Origin of the sequence: Knoellia sinensis KCTC 19936 (assembly GCF_000768705.1) — a bacterium.
Lineage (GTDB): Bacteria > Actinomycetota > Actinomycetes > Actinomycetales > Dermatophilaceae > Knoellia > Knoellia sinensis.
Window position 1 is genome coordinate 11,756 of the sequence record NZ_AVPJ01000015.1, and the last position, 18,484, is coordinate 30,239.

The 18,484-nt window shown below is 66.5% G+C and carries 17 protein-coding genes; 4 read left to right on the plus strand and 13 right to left on the minus strand.

Annotated features, from left to right (window positions below):
* Positions 1 to 409: 409 nt before the first annotated feature.
* Both N802_RS15560 and N802_RS15565 read right to left on the minus strand, forming a co-directional pair.
* The gene (locus N802_RS15560) at positions 410 to 1,399 is read right to left on the minus strand and encodes a hydroxyacid dehydrogenase (RefSeq protein WP_245613968.1); all 990 of its coding nucleotides are present in this window, start codon (positions 1,397 to 1,399) and stop codon (positions 410 to 412) included.
* A gap of 76 nt (positions 1,400 to 1,475) precedes the next feature.
* Complete coding sequence (locus N802_RS15565; protein WP_035918013.1) at positions 1,476 to 2,705, minus strand: DegT/DnrJ/EryC1/StrS family aminotransferase; 1,230 nt, start codon at positions 2,703 to 2,705, stop codon at positions 1,476 to 1,478.
* A 62-nt stretch (positions 2,706 to 2,767) separates the two neighbouring features.
* On the opposite strand from N802_RS15565, the gene N802_RS19650 reads away from it, so the two are divergent.
* Together N802_RS19650 and N802_RS20320 are read left to right on the plus strand one after the other, a co-directional pair.
* Complete coding sequence (locus N802_RS19650; RefSeq protein ID WP_156971451.1) at positions 2,768 to 3,589, plus strand: amidohydrolase family protein; 822 nt, start codon at positions 2,768 to 2,770, stop codon at positions 3,587 to 3,589.
* A gap of 326 nt (positions 3,590 to 3,915) precedes the next feature.
* Entirely contained in the window at positions 3,916 to 4,353 is a 438-nt protein-coding gene (locus N802_RS20320) for an amidohydrolase family protein (RefSeq protein ID WP_156971452.1), read from the plus strand.
* Here the strand turns inward: N802_RS20320 and N802_RS15580 are convergent, their stop codons facing one another.
* The 5 genes from N802_RS15580 to N802_RS15600 form a co-directional block, all read right to left on the minus strand.
* Positions 4,354 to 5,121 carry a carbohydrate ABC transporter permease gene (locus N802_RS15580; protein WP_245613969.1) on the minus strand — a complete coding sequence of 256 codons (768 nt, stop codon included), beginning with the start codon at positions 5,119 to 5,121 and terminating at the stop codon, positions 4,354 to 4,356.
* Positions 5,122 to 5,249: 128 nt separating this feature from the next.
* Positions 5,250 to 6,215 (minus strand): carbohydrate ABC transporter permease, encoded by a 966-nt coding sequence (locus tag N802_RS15585; RefSeq protein WP_084072274.1) that lies wholly within the window; start codon positions 6,213 to 6,215, stop codon positions 5,250 to 5,252.
* Between the two features lie 72 nt (positions 6,216 to 6,287).
* The gene (locus tag N802_RS15590) at positions 6,288 to 7,547 is read right to left on the minus strand and encodes an ABC transporter substrate-binding protein (protein ID WP_035918020.1); all 1,260 of its coding nucleotides are present in this window, start codon (positions 7,545 to 7,547) and stop codon (positions 6,288 to 6,290) included.
* A gap of 104 nt (positions 7,548 to 7,651) precedes the next feature.
* A complete protein-coding gene (locus N802_RS15595; RefSeq protein WP_211254437.1) occupies positions 7,652 to 8,386 on the minus strand; it encodes a hypothetical protein in 735 nt (244 codons plus the stop codon).
* Positions 8,387 to 8,688: 302 nt separating this feature from the next.
* Complete coding sequence (locus N802_RS15600) at positions 8,689 to 9,738, minus strand: NAD-dependent epimerase/dehydratase family protein (protein ID WP_211254438.1); 1,050 nt, start codon at positions 9,736 to 9,738, stop codon at positions 8,689 to 8,691.
* Between the two features lie 106 nt (positions 9,739 to 9,844).
* Here N802_RS15600 and N802_RS15605 point away from each other — a divergent pair, with 106 nt between their 5' ends.
* Together N802_RS15605 and N802_RS15610 are read left to right on the plus strand one after the other, a co-directional pair.
* Positions 9,845 to 10,852: a LacI family DNA-binding transcriptional regulator gene (locus N802_RS15605; protein WP_035918025.1), complete on the plus strand. Its 1,008-nt coding sequence runs from the start codon at positions 9,845 to 9,847 to the stop codon at positions 10,850 to 10,852.
* A 516-nt stretch (positions 10,853 to 11,368) separates the two neighbouring features.
* Positions 11,369 to 13,144: an outer membrane protein assembly factor BamB family protein gene (locus tag N802_RS15610; protein ID WP_052110039.1), complete on the plus strand. Its 1,776-nt coding sequence runs from the start codon at positions 11,369 to 11,371 to the stop codon at positions 13,142 to 13,144.
* Positions 13,145 to 13,303: 159 nt separating this feature from the next.
* Here N802_RS15610 and N802_RS15615 read toward each other — a convergent pair whose 3' ends face one another.
* From N802_RS15615 to N802_RS20915, 6 genes are read right to left on the minus strand one after another with little or no spacing between them, the layout of a single operon-like run.
* The gene (locus tag N802_RS15615) at positions 13,304 to 14,359 is read right to left on the minus strand and encodes an SIS domain-containing protein (RefSeq protein WP_035918027.1); all 1,056 of its coding nucleotides are present in this window, start codon (positions 14,357 to 14,359) and stop codon (positions 13,304 to 13,306) included.
* A complete protein-coding gene (locus N802_RS15620; protein WP_425402489.1) occupies positions 14,356 to 15,066 on the minus strand; it encodes an N-acetylmannosamine-6-phosphate 2-epimerase in 711 nt (236 codons plus the stop codon). Before N802_RS15620 ends, N802_RS15615 begins: the two co-directional genes overlap by 4 nt.
* Positions 15,063 to 15,986: an ROK family protein gene (locus tag N802_RS15625; RefSeq protein ID WP_245613970.1), complete on the minus strand. Its 924-nt coding sequence runs from the start codon at positions 15,984 to 15,986 to the stop codon at positions 15,063 to 15,065. The genes N802_RS15620 and N802_RS15625 overlap by 4 nt, the downstream gene beginning before the upstream one ends.
* A 26-nt stretch (positions 15,987 to 16,012) precedes the next feature.
* Positions 16,013 to 16,951, minus strand: a complete 939-nt coding sequence (locus N802_RS15630) for a dihydrodipicolinate synthase family protein (RefSeq protein ID WP_035918030.1) — start codon at positions 16,949 to 16,951, stop codon at positions 16,013 to 16,015.
* Positions 16,948 to 18,069: an oligopeptide/dipeptide ABC transporter ATP-binding protein gene (locus tag N802_RS15635; protein WP_052110041.1), complete on the minus strand. Its 1,122-nt coding sequence runs from the start codon at positions 18,067 to 18,069 to the stop codon at positions 16,948 to 16,950. Before N802_RS15635 ends, N802_RS15630 begins: the two co-directional genes overlap by 4 nt.
* Entirely contained in the window at positions 18,066 to 18,476 is a 411-nt protein-coding gene (locus N802_RS20915; protein WP_245613971.1) for an oligopeptide/dipeptide ABC transporter ATP-binding protein, read from the minus strand. Before N802_RS20915 ends, N802_RS15635 begins: the two co-directional genes overlap by 4 nt.
* Between the last annotated feature and the right edge of the window lie 8 nt (positions 18,477 to 18,484).

Sequence of the window (18,484 nt, forward strand, 5' to 3'; positions counted from 1 at the left end):
GCTGCACCCTCCTTGGCTGCCAGGTGAAAGCCGAATGTGTGGGGTTGAGGTCCACGTGAACCGGACGCATGGCGCAGGCTTCGGTCCAAGAATGGTCCCAACAAATCTCCGGCGAGCGGCTTCGATAACGATCTGACAACAGCCGACTCATCGCGACGCATGGCGTCACCACCCGCGCTGACCTGCGCAAACGTCAACCTCGGGCGTTGCAACGGACGTGGGAGGTCGGCTCGGGTCGGAGACTTGAACTTGCTACGGATCAGAAGGTTAGGGGTTCGAATCCCTTCGGGCGCACTCTGTGTTGAGACAGACGTTGGGGCCCCGGACGCGCAAGCGATCCGGGGCCTTACTCGTTGCCCGACCCAACGGGAGCTCACGAAGGGCGCCGCTGCCCGCATCGGGGTGGAGGTCAGGCGATTCGGTCGAGAAGCTCAGGCGTAACGCAGTGTGCCAAGGGCTCGCCGCGGAAGTATCTGCCGATCTCCTCGAGCAGCACCGTGCCCTGCCGGGCGCGGCCCTCGATCGTCCCGGCGGCTTGGTGGGGAGTCAGTAGGACGTTGGGCAGACGGCGCAGTGGGTCGTCGACACGCAGCGGTTCGTCATCGAAGACGTCCAGCGCGGCGTCGATCCGCCCCGACCGCAGTTCAGCCAGCAAGGCCTCCGAATCGATAAGCCACGCCCTCGCAGTGTTCACGAGCCCTGAGCCATCGGGCATGGACGCCAGTTGCCCTGCTCCGATCATCTCTTTGGTCTCGGGGAGTACGGGTGCGTGGAGAGCCACGATGCGAGAACGCGCCATGAGTTCGTCGAGGCCAACCCGGCGCACCCCAAGCGCAGCTGCCTCGGCCTCGTCGAGGTACGGGTCGTGAACTGCCACCGTGGCGCCAAGGTTCTGGGCGAGTGACGTGTAGGCACGGCCAACCCGGGATGCGCCCACCACTCCAAAGGCTGCTCCTGCGATCTCGTGTCGGGGCCGGGCCAAGGCAAGGGTCGCGTCGAAGTCGGTGCCCGACCTGAGCGCGTGGTCGAAGACGTGGATCTGATGCAGGAGACTGAGGGAGAACGTCAAAGCCACCTCTGCCACGGGTCGCGCCATACCCATCCCCGCCTGCGTAAGCACCACCCCTCGCTGGAACATCGCCGGGGTGGCGAACGACTTCACGGCGGCACCCACATAGGCAATGAGGCGGAGGCGAGGAGCGGTGTCCAGGAGTTCCGGAGTCAAGGGGGGAACCCCCCACCCCGCGACAAGCACTTCGACGTCGGGCAGCGCATCGACGATGGCGTCTGTCCCGGACAGCACATCGAGGCGCCCGAGGTCCTTCAGGACCTGCCAAGAATCATCTGGGAAGACCTGGTCCCGCATGGGCTGGGCCAGCGCCATGGCGATTCGCGGCATCACATGCCCTGTGGCTGGCCCTTCGGGGGGTGTCATCTGACTCCGAGGCTGGGTGTGGCGGATCGAACGAGAGGGGCTAGTGGGTTGAGGGGGGGAGCAGGGCCGCGCCAACTTTGCGCAGGGCTGCCGCCACCAGAGCTACTTGCTCATCGGGCAAATCCTCGTGGAGCCAGAAGACGAGGAGCTTTTCCAGCATGGCGCGTGCAGACGGGGTGAGATCGGATGAATATGTCGCTGCGGGCTCGACGAGGTCCAGCGGGTATCGCGTGCCACCGAACGTTCCTGCCTCGTGGAGTGCAGCCATGCACTGGTGGATCTCCGCCCCTGTGTAGCCAGGGGAGGTCGGCACGCCCTCGGCGAGCAGTGCAGCCGCCCACTCGTCTCGTCGTCCCCCCTCGACCATGAAGGGGTACGCCCAGTAACTCGCGTGCACCCTGGGGGCGGGAGTCCAGGGCTTCAGCCCTCGGATCTGGGTGACACCCGAGTCGAGGGTGGCTGCGTGACGCCGCCGGACGGTGATGCGGCCGCCCAATATGGGCAACTGTGGAATGGCCAAGGCCGCGACCAGTTCGCTCGCCCGGTAGTTGAGCCCCAGCGAGGGGTAAGACCTTGCACCGGACGTCGACCGGTCCCAACCCTTGTCCCGGAATAGTCGCATCCGGTTGTCGAGGCCCGGATCCGACGTGACGCACACGCCGCCCTCGCCTGCGGTGATGTGCTTGCTCTGCTGCAGTGAGAACACACCGATCGAACCAAACGATCCCACGTGTCGGCCGTCGATCGTCGTCCCGTAGGCCTGGCTGCAGTCCTCGATCAAGGCGATGCCGGCGCCGTCTGCGAGTTCACGCAGTGCCGGGGCATCGCAGGCGCCGCCAAACGGGTGAACCGCGAGGATAGCCGCTGTGCGGTCGTTGATCAGTGATCGCACTGACTCAACGGTCATGCTCAGGTGCTCGTCGACGTCAGCAAAGCGCGGGACGCAGCCTTGGAAGAGCAGTGGAGCGACACTCCCCGCGTCGGTGATCGGGGCCGTGATGACCTCGGACCCTGGCGCCGGATCGAGGGCGGCGATGGCGGTGTGGACGGCTGCGGTCCCCGAGGACACCGTTACTGCGTGTGCCGTTCTGGTTAGCTCTGCGAACTCACCCTCGAAGCGCTGGGTCAGCGGTCCAGTGGGGCCGAACAGGACTCCGCTACCGACGGCTTCGGTGATGAGGTCCAGGGCTTCCGGAGGGAACGGGGTGCGCGGCGTCAGTGGGGACGACAGGGTCGGTGTGCCGCCTGCGATGGCAAGCGCTTCGGTCATGGCGGGTCTTTTCGGAGGTTGAGAAAGCGATTTCTCCCCAAACTTGGCATACTCTCTTCCACGTGGCAAGGGACATGGTCGCGGGACTTGGAGATGGCCCCAGCGGCATCATCGACAGTCACGCACACGTGGCCAGCGGATTCTCGCCGTGGCGCTCGGGCAGTGTCCCAGCGGACATTGTGAGCACCGCAGCCGAGTTGGGCATCGGGCGTTCCATCGTGTCGTCACTCGGAGTCGACGCAATGCTCGAGAACCCGACCGCTGACGAACTCGTCCTGGCGAACGAGGCTGCATGGGCAGCCGTCATCGCGCATCCGGAGTTGGCGGGCATGGTGCTGTGCTCCGGCGAGCATTCGCGCATGTCGTTGGACTTGATGAACAGGTACATCACCGACGGCCCCTTCGTTGGAATCAAACTCTGGATTGCCACGAGGGTGAGTGACCCGCGGGTTGATGCCATCGCCGAACGGGCCGCGGAGCTCGGTGTCCCCGTCCTCGCACACGCGTGGCACAAGCGCGTTCAGGAGTTCCAGAACGAGTCCACCCCCACCGATGTCGCGACCGCCGCCGCTCGCCATCCGGAGACGACCTTCATCATGGCCCACCTAGGAGGTGCGGGCCAGCGCGGCGTCGACGAGGTCGCAGGCCTCGACAACGTCGTCGTTGACACGAGTGGCGGGGATCCGGCCCCAGGCCTGCTCGAGTACGCGGTTTCAGCGCTCGGTCCAGGCCGCGTGATTTTCGGAAGTGATGTGCCCGTGCGCGATCCGCTCACGGCTTTGGCCAAGGTGCATTCGGCGAAGCTCGACGCGGCGACCCGGCAGAGGATCCTGCGCGACAACGCTGCTCGGGTCTTCACCCGCTTGCATTCGACGGAAGGGTGAGCCCAATGGTCGAGCGCCATGAGCCGCCTGTGCGCGGAGTCAGCGTTCGTGAGGACACCTGCGTATTCGCCGACGTGAGCAGCCCTTACGAGGCGTCGCGTGCAGCCCGGAGTGACCTGGGCTCCGGCCTTCGTGACGTCGAAGTCGAACGGGCATGGGTGTCTCCGCTGGAGGCACTGTGGTCTGGAACTGACCTGCCGGGGGCCAATGCCCGACTCCGCAAGTGGGGCAGGGTTCCAGGGGTCTCGACTCGGCCCGTTCCGATAGTCGGACTGGGCGTCCCCCTCCAGGACAGCCTGGGCGCTGCGTGGTCGCATGATGTGCTCGTGCAGCGAGTGAGCACCGTGCGCGTAGTGCCGGGTCCGTCGCCGGACGTGGTCGATGGTGTTCTCGCGCTTGCCGACGAGTGCGTCGGGCACGGTCTCGGGCTGATCGTCCAGGCACGAGTGTCCGATCCCCGGTGCATGTCGCCTGACGTCACTCCAGTCGACCTCGACCCGGGCCTCATCGTCGATCTTGCGCAGAGGGTGTCAGGGTCAACGGTGTTCGCCGGCCTGCGTGAGGCCGAATCCCGAGCGGTTCTTCGACTGCTGAAGCCCAACGTCTACGTCGAAACCTCGCACCTCGACACGCCAGATGCACTCCCACGCCTTGTGGCTGAATGGGGCTCAGCTCGCATCCTGTTTGGCACGCACGCCCCTCTCTTCCCTCCGCTGGTGGCGGCGTGGCGAGTGCGGGCGGCGAACGCGAGGCTTGCCCTGTGATCAGCCCTTGATGCCTGTCGACGCGACTCCTTCAACGAAGTGCCGCTGAGCAAAGAGGTAGGCAATGAACACCGGAGCCAGTGACAGGGTGGCGCCGGCGAACACGACGTTGAAGGGGGCGGCCTGTTCCTGCAAGGAGGAAACACCGACCGTCAGGGTCCACATGTCGGTCTTGCGCGCCATGATGAGCGGCCACAGGAAGTCGTTCCAATGCCAGAGGAACACGAAGACGCCCAATGTCGCCAGGATGGGACGACAGAGGGGCACCACCAACGTGAAGAAGGTGCGCAGTTCGGAGGCGCCGTCGATGCGGGCCGCCTCGAAGAGGTCGTCCGGAATGCCGAGGATGAACTGACGCATGAGGAAGACGGCCTGCGCGTTCGCGATCGTCGGCAGGATCAGACCCCACCACGTGCTAACCCCGTGCAGTTGCGACAACATCGCGAAGGTGGGGATGAGGGTCACGTGATACGGGACCATCACCATCGCCAGGAACGACCAGAACAGTCCGCTCCGCCCCGGGAATCGCTTCTTGGCGAACGCATAGCCGGCGAGGGTGGCCAGAAGGAGCACCAGTACGACGCTCACCAGTGAATAGATCACGCTGTTGATGAACCACCGGATGAGATCGGAGCCGCCCAGGACTCGCTGATATGCCGAGAGCTCAAGGTTCCAAGGGGCGAGGATCCCTGGAAAGTCGACGGCACCAGCTGGTTTGAAGCTGATGAGGACCATCGCATAGAAGGGGAAGAACGTCAGGACGGCCATGAGGGCCAAGGTGCCGAGCCGAACGGCTCGACCGAGACGGGACCCGCCTGCATCCGGTGTGCCTGTGTCGAGGCGAAGCCGACGACGACTCGTGACCCGAGGTTGGGGGGGCTGGTGAACTGGATGCGTCATGTGCGATCCCTCCCGAGCATGAAGTGTTGGATGCCCGCGACGACAAGCGTGAGCACGAACAGGACGCCGCCGATCGCGCTGGCCATGCCGAACTCCAGGTTGCGGAACCCTCGTTCGTATAGATCGAGGACCAGTGTGTGGGAAGCTCGCGCGGGCCCTCCCCCGGTCATGAGGTAGACGAGGTCGAAGATCTGGAAGCTCGCAGTGGTTTCGATGACCGCGAGGAAGAACAGCGCCGGTCGCAGGTGGGGAAGGGTGAGGTGGCGAAAGCGTTGCATTGAGCTGGCGCCGTCCGTGCGCATGGCATCCTCGAGCTCACGAGGCTGGTCCTGCAGGCGGGCCAGCAGGATCAACATGCCGTAGCCGTAGCGGGTCCAGACGTTCACGACGACGAGGGCCAAGATGACCAAGGTCTCGCTGCGCAGCCACGATGCGTCACCCAGGCCGAGTGCCGACTGGACACTCGACACCGGCCCTCCAGTCGAGAAGAACCAGCCGAAGACAGCCGCGGCCACGACCAGGGACGTGATGACGGGGAGGAAGTAGACCGAGCGGAAGAAGTTCACCGTGCGCGAGCCGCGACGCACGAGCAGTGCCATCACGGTGGAGATGGCAAGTCCCGTCGGAACGGAGAGGAATCCGAAGATCAGCGTCACCTTGAGCGCTGTCCAGAAGTTCGGATCCTCCGCCAACCGCTTAAAGTTCTCCACTCCCACGAACTCCGGAGTGTCGCCCGGGTAGTAGTCGAAAAAGCCGAGCAGCAGCCCCGCCAGCGACGGACCAAACCGGAAGATGATGAAGAGCAACGCCATCGGCAGGACGAACAGCAGGCCAGCGTAGGCCTCCCGACGCCGATGGCTCAGCAGGCGCCTGGGGCGCACTGGCGAGGGGCCATCGGGTCGGGGGACTGCGCTCGGCTCGCCGCGAGGTGGAGCCTCACTCAGCGCTGGGTGTGCGCTCATCGGGACTCCGTCATCTCGCTCCCGCAGATTCTTCACCTGAGAGTTCGGTGGCGCTGCCGCTGTTCAGCCTGGTCATTTCATTAAGGCATCGGCGGCCTTGGCAGCGTCGTCCAGCGCCTGCTGAGAAGTCTTCTTACCGATGACCGCGGCCTGAATCTCTGGCGTGAGCACGCCCATCACTGCACGCGACTTGTCGTTGACCGCGCCAACAGTCATCTCGGGGACCAGTTTCTCGAGCGCGGCGTCGACGGAGCCTGCCGGATACAACGAGCCAGCCGATTCGCGAGGCGAGTAGAAGCTCGCGGCGGTCAGGAGAGGCTTGCTGTTCTCAGGAGTCGTGGCGAACTCAATCCACTTCATCGCAGCCTCTTTGTTCTCGGTCGACTTGAGCATGGACAACGAGCCCACAGTCCCGTATCCGACCGATTCTGCCTTGTTCAACGGAGGCAGCACCTCCATGTTTTCCGCCCCCCACAGTTTCACGAGGTCCTGGGTGGGGACGCCCCACGTGCAGGCGACCGTGCCCTTGGCAACGCCCGTCTGCTCGGTGGGGGCAGCCTTGATGACGTAGTCCTTGTTGATGAAGCCGCCGTCATACATTTTCTTGAAGTAGTCGAGAGCCTCCACTCCTGGAGCTTCGTTGAAGGCAGCGGCTGTCTTGTCGTCGTTGAGCACGTCGCCGCCGGCCTGCCAGAGCAGGGGGTAATAGCTGACGTTGAGGGTTCCTGACGCGTCGGCGGTGATGAGGGACAGGTCGATCCCCTGCGCCTTGAACGTGGGGCCCAGCGCAAGGTATTCGTCCCAGGTCGTGGGATAGGTCGACACTCCCGCCTTCTTGAAGGCTCGCTTGTCACAGACGAGCGTGGTCACCGAGGTGAGCAACGGCATACCGACGAGTTTGCCGTCTACAGTGGCGGCCGCCTTCGCATTGTCCTGGGTGTCGTTGAGGGCATCTTCACTTGCCATGGAGTCGATCGTTTCCAGGCTCCGGGCATACACAGGCACCTGGTCGGGGACCAGGTAGACCACATCTGGCGCGGTGTTGCTCGCAATGGCGGCTGCCAGGGCCTCGTCGCGCTTGGCCCACGGGTACACCTCGACGGTGACATCGATTCCGGGGTTGGAGGTCTTGAACTTCTGCACGGTGTCAGCCCAGAACTTCTTGTTGGCTGCTTCGTCGGTCAGGATCGGATAGACCCACATAGTGACCTCGCCGGTGGCGCCATCCGCTCCAGCGGCTTCGTCGTTCTCTGCACCGGAGCCTCCGCAGCCCGTCAGGACCAAGCTCGTTGCGAGCACACCGGTCAGAGCCAAATTGCGCGGCATCTTCATCTGCAAGCCTCCTACGTACCATTGGTCGCGGACTTCGCGAGCGTGAGTTGTACTCTAGAGAACGTTTTCTCGACCGGCAAGGCCCCTTGCCCACCTTTGGGGACCTACTCATCAAAGATGTGCGGGAAGCGCATCCGGGCCTGTTCGATCAGGGTGGCTTGACCGGGGGAGAGCCGCTCCTTGTCGGTCAGGCACACGCTGGTGGCAACGCGCCCCTGCTGGCGCAGTGCTTCGTTAACGCCGGCCACACAGCCCGCGAAATTGTTGTCGACGTCGAACACGGCAGCATTGACCTCTATGACGGCGGCAGCCTCTGCAAGAACCTCGATCGCCAGTCCGACGTCGTGTCGGGCTTTCACGGCCATATCCAAGAGCCGCCTTGCCTCGGCTACGCCGATTGCCCACTGGCCGAGTAGGCCGCCCTCGAACCACAGGGTCCGACGTTTGCCGTTCACAGAGGCAATAACGGGCGTGATTAGGTCGTGCACGATGGCATCGTCGTTGCCGGTGAGGAGGGAAACGTCCTGCCACCGGTCGTGCACGATTAGGGCCTGTGCCACGTCGTTGGTGGCATAGCGATCGAAGGGCGCCGCCTTGACTCCGACGACGGATTCCAGGTCGAACAGCCCGCTCCAGAACTTTCGATCGAGGTGAAGGCCGCCGATGGCCCGCTGCAGGTAGAACCCGATCGTCGGCATGACCAGGCCCACAACCGCAGCTCGGTCGAGCAGGGAAGCGGGGCTGCGGTTGGTCATGCCCCAAGGGCACAGGAGTGCGGCCTCGTAGCCGCACTCAAGGGCGATCTCGGCCTCGCGGACGGCATGGTCGGGGTCACCCACGATGCCGGCAATGAGGAGGGGCCTTCGGTCGTGGTGCTCTGCCTCGTCAAGGGCTGCGTCGGCTGCGCGCTGCCATACCTCTCGCAGAAGTCCGGCGTCGTGATGGAGTTCGAACTGTGTCGTGTGCACGCCTACCGCGAGTCCGTTCGCACCTGCCCCGACGTAGTACCTGGTCAGGCGATCCTGGGCAACCCAGTCGACCTCGCGTGTGGAGGTCAACGCCAAGGGGTGGGCCGGGATCAGAACGCCACCTCGTAGCCGAGCCGCGACATCGATCGAACCCGGCGCCGCACTCGTGCTCATCAGTACCGCCCTTCGCGCTGTTCGAACTTCGTGGCCTTGCCCAGCGTCCGGCCACCACCGGCGACCCATGTGGCGACGCGTCCGACGAGCTCGCGGCAGGCCATGCTGGGATATCCGAACCGCTCGATGGCCAGTCCGGCGTTGCTCAAGAGCGCGTCGTGCGCCTCGACGCCGGTGAAGATGGGCGCGACACCGACGACTTCACCGACCAGCTCCGCGATGTGGCGCACCGACACCGTCTCGGGGCCGGCTGCATTGAGCACGGCCGCAGGGGTGCTCGCCATCGCGAGACTCGACAGCGCCCACGCGTTGGCGTCGCCCTGCCAAAGCACGTTGACCATCGGCATGGTGACGTCGACCGGTTTCCCTGCCGCGACCCGGGCGGCGACGTCGGCCACGACGCCGTAGCGCAACTCGCAAGCGTAGTTCAGCCGAAACAGCAAGACGGGAGTCTCGAATGACTGCGCTGCATACGAAAAGATGCGTTCGCGCCCCAGACACGACTGGGCGTACTCACCGATCGGTTCCGGCGGGGTGGTTTCCGTGGCGCCGCCGGACGTCAACATGGACCGGGGGTAGACGTTGCCTGTGGAGTAGACGACCGATGGAACGCCGCGATAGCGATTTGCGACCATCGCCGGGATGGCAGTGTTGAACCACCAGGTGCGAGCCTCGGCACCGGCCGTGCCGAACTTCATCGCTGCGAGATAGAAGATCGCGCCGGCATCCGGGAGGTTGCGCACGGCCGCCTCGTCCGACAGGTCTGCGCTCAGCGTCTTCACCCCGGACGCCTCGAGGGAGTCTCGAACGCCGTCTTGTGTGAAGCGGGCTACGGCCAAGACCTCATGGTCGTGGTCCCCGACAAGGTCCAGGGAGCGCCGAGCCATCGTGGCGAGGCTCGGTCCGATCTTGCCACCGGCGCCGAGGATGACGATGGGTCCCCGAGTCTCGGCGAGATCTGCGCCGACACGCTCGCTCGGCATCGACAGCGCCAGCTCAAGGTCGGCCTCGGTGCGAATGTCGGTCGACGTGAGTTGTCCATACTCCACAGGAGAAATCCTTTTCTCGACGTGCTGGGGAACCTACGCGGACGGCCTTGGTTGCGTCAAGCCTGGGTGGCCGGAATCGGGAGCAGCGTTGTAATACGCTGACGACGTGCCTGCCAATCTGCGCGACGTCGCCGCAGTGGCTGACGTGTCCGTTCCCACCGCCTCGCGGGTCCTTTCCGGCAGTGCCTATCCCGTCGCGGACGAGCTTCGCGCCCGGGTGCTCAAGGCAGCGGAGGAGCTCGACTACGTGCCCAACGCCCAGGCGCGCGCCCTTCTCGTCGGCTCCTCAGCGACAGTGGGCGTTCTGGCGGGCGATGTCGGCGACCCGTACTTCTCGTTGATCATCGACGGCGTTCAAGACGTGGCAACCGGGGCTCGCGTCCTGGTGACGATCTGCACGACCGGCCGCGACATCGACCGAGAACTCGAGTACTTCGGCCTGTTGCAGTCGCACCGGGTGGGCGCAGTGATCATTGCGGGCTCGACCCTCGCGGAGGAGAGGTACGCCGCGGGGTTACGCAAGCGCGTCGCGTCGTACCTCGCCGGGGGTGGGCGAGTGGTCGCGATTGGGCAGCCCGACCTCGGCGTTGACCGCGTGCTCGTGACGAACGCCAAGGGGGCGACCGCACTCGGGCGACACCTGGTTGACCTTGGCCACCGCAGGGTCGGGATTCTCGCGGGCCTTAGGACGTTGGCCTCGACCATCCAGCGCATCGACGGGATCCGCGCCGCAGTGGAGGGCGCCGGAGGGTCCGTGGTCGTCCTGCACGGCGCGGCGACTCGTGAGGGCGGTGAGCGCGGTGTCCGCGAGCTACTCGCCACCAATCCCGCTGTGACGGCAGTGGTCGGAACTGCTGACCAGATGGCGGTTGGTGCGATGCATGCCCTCTCGGAGCAAGGCATCTCCGTGCCCGATGAGATCTCGGTTGCAGGCTTCAACGACATTCCTGCCGGCTTGGACGTCACGCCGAACCTGACGACAGTGCAGCTGCCGCTTCGTGAGATGGGTGCCCAAGCGGCGCGGTATGCCCTCGAGTCCAGCCGGACCCCACGCTCGCGCACCCTGCATACCAGGCTACTGGTGCGCGGCTCCACCGCTGTCCCGCGGGGCTGAGTCTGCCCGGCTGACCGACAGCACACGCGCGCAGGATCTCGCTGCTGGTGTTGCTGAACGGCATACGAGTCGCCGTGAATTTGCCGCCGATGGGCACGGCGTCAGTCTGAGACTTCAGACGTAAAGGCCAGCCCAGAAAACGTTTGCCAAACGGGTATTGGACCGCTAGCCTCACCCAAGATGGCCAGCGAAGGACAGCCCGGTTGAACCACAGTCGAGGAGTGTCGAATGCGTCGAATTCACCGAAGAGTTACAGGATTCCTGTTGGCATTCGCTGTCGTCCTGGCTGGCTTGGTGGCAAGCCAGCCAGCGCAGGCGCGCCTGACAACAGCCTCTGACTCCGACGTCACCGTCCGCTCGCTGGGGACGCCCCTCTATGACGTCTTGGTGCTGGGCGGCACCCCTGGGCCGGGGCCTGACGGGCAGGAGGCGATGTGGGTTGTGACGGCTGGCAGTCCGGCTCGCCTGCAGTCCCTATCACCGCTTTCGGGATCGGTTCTCTCGGATCAGCCCTTGATGCACGCCGACGGTGGGGGAGGCGCGCCTGGCGGCTACGGGATTGTCACCGCTCCCAATGGCGACGTCTACGTCGGCACCTATGGGGACGGCCATCTCTATCGCCGTGCTGCCGGCTCCAACTCGACCATTGAAGACCTGGGACGTCCCCGTCCTGGAGACACATACGTCTTCGCCATGACGATCATCGATGGCAAGCTCTACGGCGGCACCTACCCGGGCGGGGCAGTCTTCTCGTACGACCTGGCGACCGGCGCTGTGCGCGACTACGGCCGCATGATGGACGGGCAGCTCTACGTTCGGAGCATCACGTCCCTGGACGGCATCGTTTACGCCGGCACCTATGACTGCCACATCTTCGCGATCGACCCTGCAACGGGCGTTAAGACCGAGCTGCCTCAGCCTGCGCCCAATTGCGGCAACGTCAGCGACATGAACGCCATCGACGGCAGGCTCTACGCCAGGATCGGCTCGAGCATCATCAACGCCACAGAGCACGTCTACGATCCGGCCTCGGGCACATGGGTCGGCAGCATCCCCAACGTGGCGGGCCTGTCGCTGTCCGAGGTCGGCCCCGACGGCAAGATCTACTACATGCACACAGACGGTGCTGTCGGGACGGTATCCCGCTTCGACCCGGAGACCCTCGCGGTCGAGAAGACCTCGGCCGTGGTCAGCGGGCGGGTGGTCAACAACCGTGGTGTTGGGTGGATGGACCTCGGGGACCCCGGGTGGCCCGGGCAGACCCTCGTTCAGGTCCTCTGGCGCGGTCAGGTCGTTCTCTACAACCCTCAAACCGATCGTTCGGAGGTGCGCGATGCTCCGCTGAGCGGCGAGCCGATCCGGATCAACGTGATCGGTGCCGACGATGAGGTCTACGTGGGTGGCTACCTCAACGGGGGAATCGCAGCGGTCGACCCAGACTCAGGCGCCAAAACCTTCCACAGGTTCGCTCAAGGTGAATCCATTCTCCCCGACGGAGATCAGGTGTGGCTTGGGGTCTATCCCGACGCCCGGGTGTATGCGTGGGACAGGACCAAGGTCTGGCACAACCCGGCATATTCGCCGGGCCCGATCGGCAGCGTCGACAACCCGACCCTCCTGCATGACGGTGGCCCCGGTGACCAGAACCGGATCTCAGCCGTCGCCGACCTGGGCAACAGGGTGGCATTCGGAACCCAACCAAACGCCACACTGACCGGCTCGGTGGTGGTCGTCGATAAGGCCACGCGAACCCCCACGGTGTGGGAGGGTCCGATCGCCGACCAGAGCACCGTTGGCCTGGCCGCCCGGGGTGGGACGCTTTTTGGCGGGACGTCGATCATCGCCTCCTATGCCCAGCCAGCGCCCACAACAACCGACGCACACCTCTACGCCCTGGACCCCACGACGGGCGAGCTCAAGTGGTCTGTCGTACCGAGTCCGGGAGCCCCAGCCATCCGTGGCGTCGAGGTGGACTCCAAGGACCGGGTGTGGGCATTGACCAACGGCGCCTTGACGAGCCACAACTCTCGGAACGGTGACCTCATGCGAACGATCAGGCTGACGGCAGACCAGCACTCTGGGCGACTCGCCGGCGAACTCGAGTACGACCCTGAGGCGAACGTGCTGTGGGCGCTTGTTCAGGGGTCGAAGTTGTATGCCGTGGACGCGCAGACCGGCAAGGCCAGACTGGTCCTCGAGCGGCCCATGCTGCGCCTCGCGGTCAGCTCCTCGGGCACAGCCTTCGTCTCGTCGAACGCCGAACTCCTGGCGGTCGAGTTCAATCAGGGCTGAACATCTGAGCGGCGACGTCAACTGGAAAGCACCGACGCCGGGGATGCTGAGGCGTACTCACTTCGCGATACCGCTCCGCGCCGAGAATGTCCCAAATTCACCGTCGACCGGCGTTGGCAACGATCAGACAATGGCCGACTGGATGCGACTAGAAGGGTCTCAGGTCGTGCGGGTGACCTTGGAGAGTCCGCGAGGTGCGTCGGGATCGTGGTGGCGGGCGATCGCCATCGCGTGGGCCAGGCGCTGAAGCGGGATGATCTCGAGGAGCGGGCTGAGCTCCTCGGGCACGCGCGGCAACACGATCGCCGGCTCCTGGCCTGCCGTGTCGGCGTCACCGACGACGGTCAGGTCGGCTCCACGGTCACGCAGCCGTTCGAGCACGGCCGCCATGGCCGTCCCGGCGACTCCGTGCGGGACCACCGCGAGCACAGGCCGCTCGGAGTCGACCATGGCGAGCGGGCCATGGAGCAGGTCGGCACCGGAGAAGGCGTGAGCCGCGAGATACGACGTCTCCATCAGTTTGAGCGCGGCCTCGCGTGCCGTGGGATAGGCGTAGCCGCGACCGGTGAGGACGAGCCGATCGACGAAGCGGTAGTGGCCGGCAACCTCCGTCACGCCGGGCGCGGCCACGGTTTGCTCGGCCGCGGACACCAGGCCGGTGCCGTCGAGCATGCCGCGGCCGCTCCATGCGTCGACGAGGAGCCACAGAGTGAGCAGCGTCGCTGTGTAGGTCTTCGTCGCCGCAACGGCGCGCTCTGTTCCGGCGCGCACATCGAGGTGCAGTTCGGCCGCAGCGGCCAGCGGTGATTCCGCGTTGTTGGTCACGGCCAGGGTGAGGGCACCTGCCCGGCCGGCGGCGCGCGTGGACTCCAGCAGGTCGGGTGATCCGCCGGACTGGCTCACGGCGACCCACAGGACGTCGCGGAAGTCCGGCTGGGCGGCATAGGCGGTCGTCGTCGACGGTGAGGCAAGGCCGCATGGGAGGCCGAGCACGATTTCTGCGAGGTACTTGAAGTAGAGCGCCGCGTGGTCGCTGGTCCCGCGGGCCGCGATCATGACGAAGCGGGGAGATGCGGCACGGATCCGCGCCGCCACGGTGTCGACGTCGGCCGGGCTTTCGGCGAGGATGCGGTCGAAGATGGCCGGCTGCTCGGTGATCTCCATCGCCATCAGTGCACCGGGAACCGTTGCGACAGAGGGGTTTTCAGAGGTCACGACCGCTCCTCCGTGATGTTGTTCTGCGCGACTGCAGCCGCGAACCAGCCGGTGATGGTCGTGGGGTGAGTGATGGCGGTGCCGACAACCACGGCGTGGGCGCCGGCGTGGATGGCTGCCGCGGCCTGCCCGGGAGTGTGAACGCGTCCCTCGGCGACGACCGGCACGTCGAGACGTGTGGCGAGCTGACCCACGAGGGTGAGGTCGGGTCCGTCGGTTTTGATCGTGTATGCCGTGTAGCCGGCGAGGGTGGTCCCGACGAGATCCGCTCCCGCGGCCGCGGCAGCGATGCCCTCGTCGAAGGTTGAGCAGTCGGCCATCACCAGCGCGCCGGTCGTTCCGTGCACTGCCGCGATGGTCTCGGCGAGGGAGCGCCCGTCGGGTCGGCGGCGTGAGGTGCCGTCGAGGGCGACGATGTGTGCGCCCGCCTCCGCCACAGCGACGGCGTGCTCGAGGGTCGGCGTGATGAAGACGTCGTCCTCGCCGTCCTTCCACAGCCCGATGAGGGGAAGATCGACCGCTGCTCGGATGGACGCGATGTCCTCAAGACCCTGGGCGCGGATGCCGACGGCGCCACCGCGAGCAGCCGCCAGAGCGACCCGAGTCATCGTGTCCGGCGATCGCATGGGCTCTCCCGGGTAGGCCTGACAGGAGACGATGAGCCCATCCCGCAGTGCTTCCACGAGTTCTGGACTGATCCGGGTCACGAGGACTCCTTGTCTGCGAATGTCGACCATGCGAGGGCTGCGGCGCCGACGAGAGCCGCATCGGTGCCGAGGGCGGAGGCCGCGATCGGTGTGTCGACCAGGGAGGGCAGAACCTCACCGGCCACTGCAGAGCGCAGCGCCTCCCACCACAGCTCGCCCGCCTCGCTCACCCCGCCACCGACGACGACCACGTGCGGGTCGAGGACGTTGACCAGCCCCCCGATGGCGGATCCCACCGCGGCACCACCATCGCGAAGCACCTCCGCCGCGATCTCGTCGCCGGCCGACGCGAGGGCTGCGACCGCGCGTAGGTCCTGGACAGCCGCGCCCGCCCGGCGGGCGTGTTCGGCATGCAGCCCGGGGCCGGAGGCGAAGGCCTCGAGGTGGCCGACGGCGCCACACGAGCAGGGGAGCTCACCGGCATACGGACTCGGTTGGTGTCCGATGTGACCGGCGGCGTTGTGGGCCCCTGCGAGAGGGGCGCCATCGACGATGAAGGAGCCCCCGACGCCAGTCCCCACGCCGACGAAAAGGGCTGTGGCGCAACCCTTTCCTGCGCCGAAGGCGACGTCGCCGAGCGCATGTGCGTGGACGTCGTTGACCACGGACGTGGTCATGCCCGTCAGGGCCTCCAGCTTCTGGGCGAGAGGAGTGCCAGCCCAGCCGACGAGGACGTCCGTCGCACCGACCACGACTCCGCGTTGGGGATCGATGACTCCGGCGCTGCCGACGCCGAGGTGTCGAACCGGCGGCGCGCCCGGAGCCGCGCCGAGCCGCGTCACCAACTCGGCCGCGGTCGCAAGGATCGCCTCCGCACCCGCTTGCCCCGGCGTCGGTGCCGTCGCGCGCCCGACGATTTCGCCACGCGCAGTGACGAGGGCTGCGGCCGTCTTGGTTCCGCCGATGTCGAGCGCTGCCACGACGGGCGCCTCCGGGTGCGGCATCGTCAGAGCAGCCCGGCCTCGACGAGGATCTCGCGGATGCGCCCGGTCTCGGCGTCGTCCAGGCGACGCATCGGCAGGGACACAGCGTTGCTCTCGATGACACCGAGGAGGGCGAGCGCCGTCTTGAAGGCGCCCACGCCGCGCGTGGCTCCGGCCGTCGTCGCGGGGTCGGGAGCGTCGACGATGCGGAAGAGGCGCGTGAGCCGGTCCTGCTCCTCGCGGGCGACGTCCCAGTTGCCCGAGACGCAGGCGTCGTGGAGACGCACATAGCCAGCCGGGTCGACGTTCCCCAGCCCCGGGACCGAGCCGGAGGCGCCGGCGAGCATCATGCCGTCAACGACGACCTCGTGACCGGTGAGGGCACTGAAGTCGGCTCCCGGGAGCTCCTCGCGGACCGTGAGGACAAGCTGACGGAAAGCCACGTCGTCGCCGCTGGAATCCTTGATGCCCGCGATGACGCGGTCGGCGGCGAGGCGCGTCAGCAGGTCCAGGGACAGCTTGACCCGGACGCAGACCGGGATGTCGTAGGCGAGGAGGGGCAGGTCGGTCGCGTCCGCGATCGCTCGGAAGTGGCGCTCGATCTCATGCGGGCCGACGATGGCGTAGAACGGTGCCGTCGCCACGATCGCGTCGGCGCCGAGTCGCTCCGACGCCCGGACCCGCTCCAGCACTCGCGGCGTCGTGGGCTCGATGGAACCCGCGATGACCGGCACGGACCCGCTGACGGTCTTGACGATGACCCCCAGCGCGCGGTCCCTGTCCGCGTCGGTGAGGAAGACCGTCTCGCCGGAGCTGCCGAGGGCGAAGATGCCGTTGACGCCGGCCTCGAGCTGGCGTGCGACGAGCCGCTCAAGGGACGCGACGTCGACGCCACCGTCGGCGGAGAGCGGCGTGACGGTCGGGGGGATGACGCCGCTGAATCGGGGGCTGGGGGTGCTCACGCTGTCTCCTCGACATCGTCGGTGGCGGGCCGTTCGAGCCCGGGGTCCTTGGGGGTTGCGGCACGCGCGAGCGCGACGAGTTCGGCATCGCCGGTGCCAGCAGGAATGGGGTGGTGACACCGGAACACGTGTGCCATGGCGCCGTTCGTCTCGGCGGTCTCAGGACTCGGCATGGACTCGGCGCACACGTCTGTCGCCTTCCAGCAGCGAGTCCGGAACGGGCACCCACTCGGGGGCCTGGTGGCACTCGGCACCGGACCGACGAGGGGTATGGGGTCGATCGGCGAGAGCAGCCCGGGAGTGGCCGACAGGAGTGCTCGCGTGTAGGGGTGCTGGGCACCGGTGGGGAGCGCGCCCGCCGGCGTCTCCTCGACGATGCGACCGAGATACATCGTCACGACCCGGTCACTCACCCTCTTGACCGTCTGGATGTCGTGCGACACGAAGACCATCGCGAGGCCGAGCCGCTCCTTGAGGTCGAGGAGGAGGTTGAGGATCTGGGCCCGGACCGACACGTCGAGTGCACTCGTCGGTTCGTCGGCGACGATGAGCGCAGGGTCGAGGGCGAGCGCCCGAGCGATCGACACGCGCTGTCGCTGGCCGCCGGAGAGCTGACTCGGGAGGACGTCGGCGACCGAGCGGGGCAGCCCCACGAGGGCCATGAGCTCGTCGACCCTGGCCTCGCGCTCCGCCTTGCTGCCTCGGCGGTGAACGTCGAGTGGGTCACGGAGGATGTCCCGCACCGCCATGCGGCGATTCAGGGAGGTCGAGGGATCCTGGAAGATCATGCCGACCCCGGCTCCGATGTGCTCCCGGCGCTCTGACGCGCTCATCGACCACACATCGAGACCATTGACGCGCACGACCCCCTCAGTAGGCGGCTGCAATCCGACGAGCACCTTCGCGAGGGTGGACTTGCCACAGCCGGACTCACCCACGACGCCGACGGTCTCGCCGCGACGGATGCCGAAGTCTGCGCCGGTGAGGGCGAAGACACGCTCGCGGTCGAACATGCCCCCGCCGCGGCTGCGGTGCACGACATGGACGTCGCTCAGTTCCACGATGGTCGGATCGGACGCCACGCCGGACGTGGCGTCGGACTTCAGGGCCGCGTTCATCGGACTGCCTCCTCGAGGGTCGGTTCCACCGCGGGGTGGTGGCAGGCGAAGGTGTGGTTGTCCGGACCGACGAGCTCGGGTGCGGTGTCACGGCATACCTGGGTTGCCATCGGGCACCGGTCCGCGAACCGGCAGCCGGAGGGGAAGTCAGCCGGCGACGGCACGACCCCGCGGATCTGGGTGAGGCGTTCGGCACCCGTCTCCAGGGACAGCACCGAGCCGAGGAGGCCGCGTGCATAGTGGTGCGTCGGCGCCTCGATCACATCCGCGGTCACGCCGGTCTCCACGATCTGTCCGCCGTACATGACGACGACGCGGTCGGACACGTCCGCGACGAGGGCGAGGTCGTGGCTCACGAGGATGAGGGCGAAGCCGAGCTCGTCACGCAGCCGAAGGAGCAGCTCCATGACCTGCG

Excerpts from the sequence above, each read along its gene's own strand:
- N802_RS15560 (WP_245613968.1), bottom strand. The coding sequence starts at position 1,399 with ATGCCGCGAATCGCCATGGCGCTGGCCCAGCCCATGCGGGACCAGGTC.
- N802_RS15565 (WP_035918013.1), bottom strand. The coding sequence starts at position 2,705 with ATGACCGAAGCGCTTGCCATCGCAGGCGGCACACCGACCCTGTCGTCC.
- N802_RS15580 (WP_245613969.1), bottom strand. The coding sequence starts at position 5,121 with ATGGCCGTCCTGACGTTCTTCCCCTTCTATGCGATGGTCCTCATCAGC.
- N802_RS15585 (WP_084072274.1), bottom strand. The coding sequence starts at position 6,215 with ATGAGCGCACACCCAGCGCTGAGTGAGGCTCCACCTCGCGGCGAGCCG.
- N802_RS15590 (WP_035918020.1), bottom strand. The coding sequence starts at position 7,547 with ATGAAGATGCCGCGCAATTTGGCTCTGACCGGTGTGCTCGCAACGAGC.
- N802_RS15610 (WP_052110039.1), top strand. The coding sequence starts at position 11,369 with ATGCACGCCGACGGTGGGGGAGGCGCGCCTGGCGGCTACGGGATTGTC.
- N802_RS15635 (WP_052110041.1), bottom strand. The coding sequence starts at position 18,069 with ATGAACGCGGCCCTGAAGTCCGACGCCACGTCCGGCGTGGCGTCCGAT.
- N802_RS20915 (WP_245613971.1), bottom strand. The coding sequence starts at position 18,476 with ATGGAGCTGCTCCTTCGGCTGCGTGACGAGCTCGGCTTCGCCCTCATC.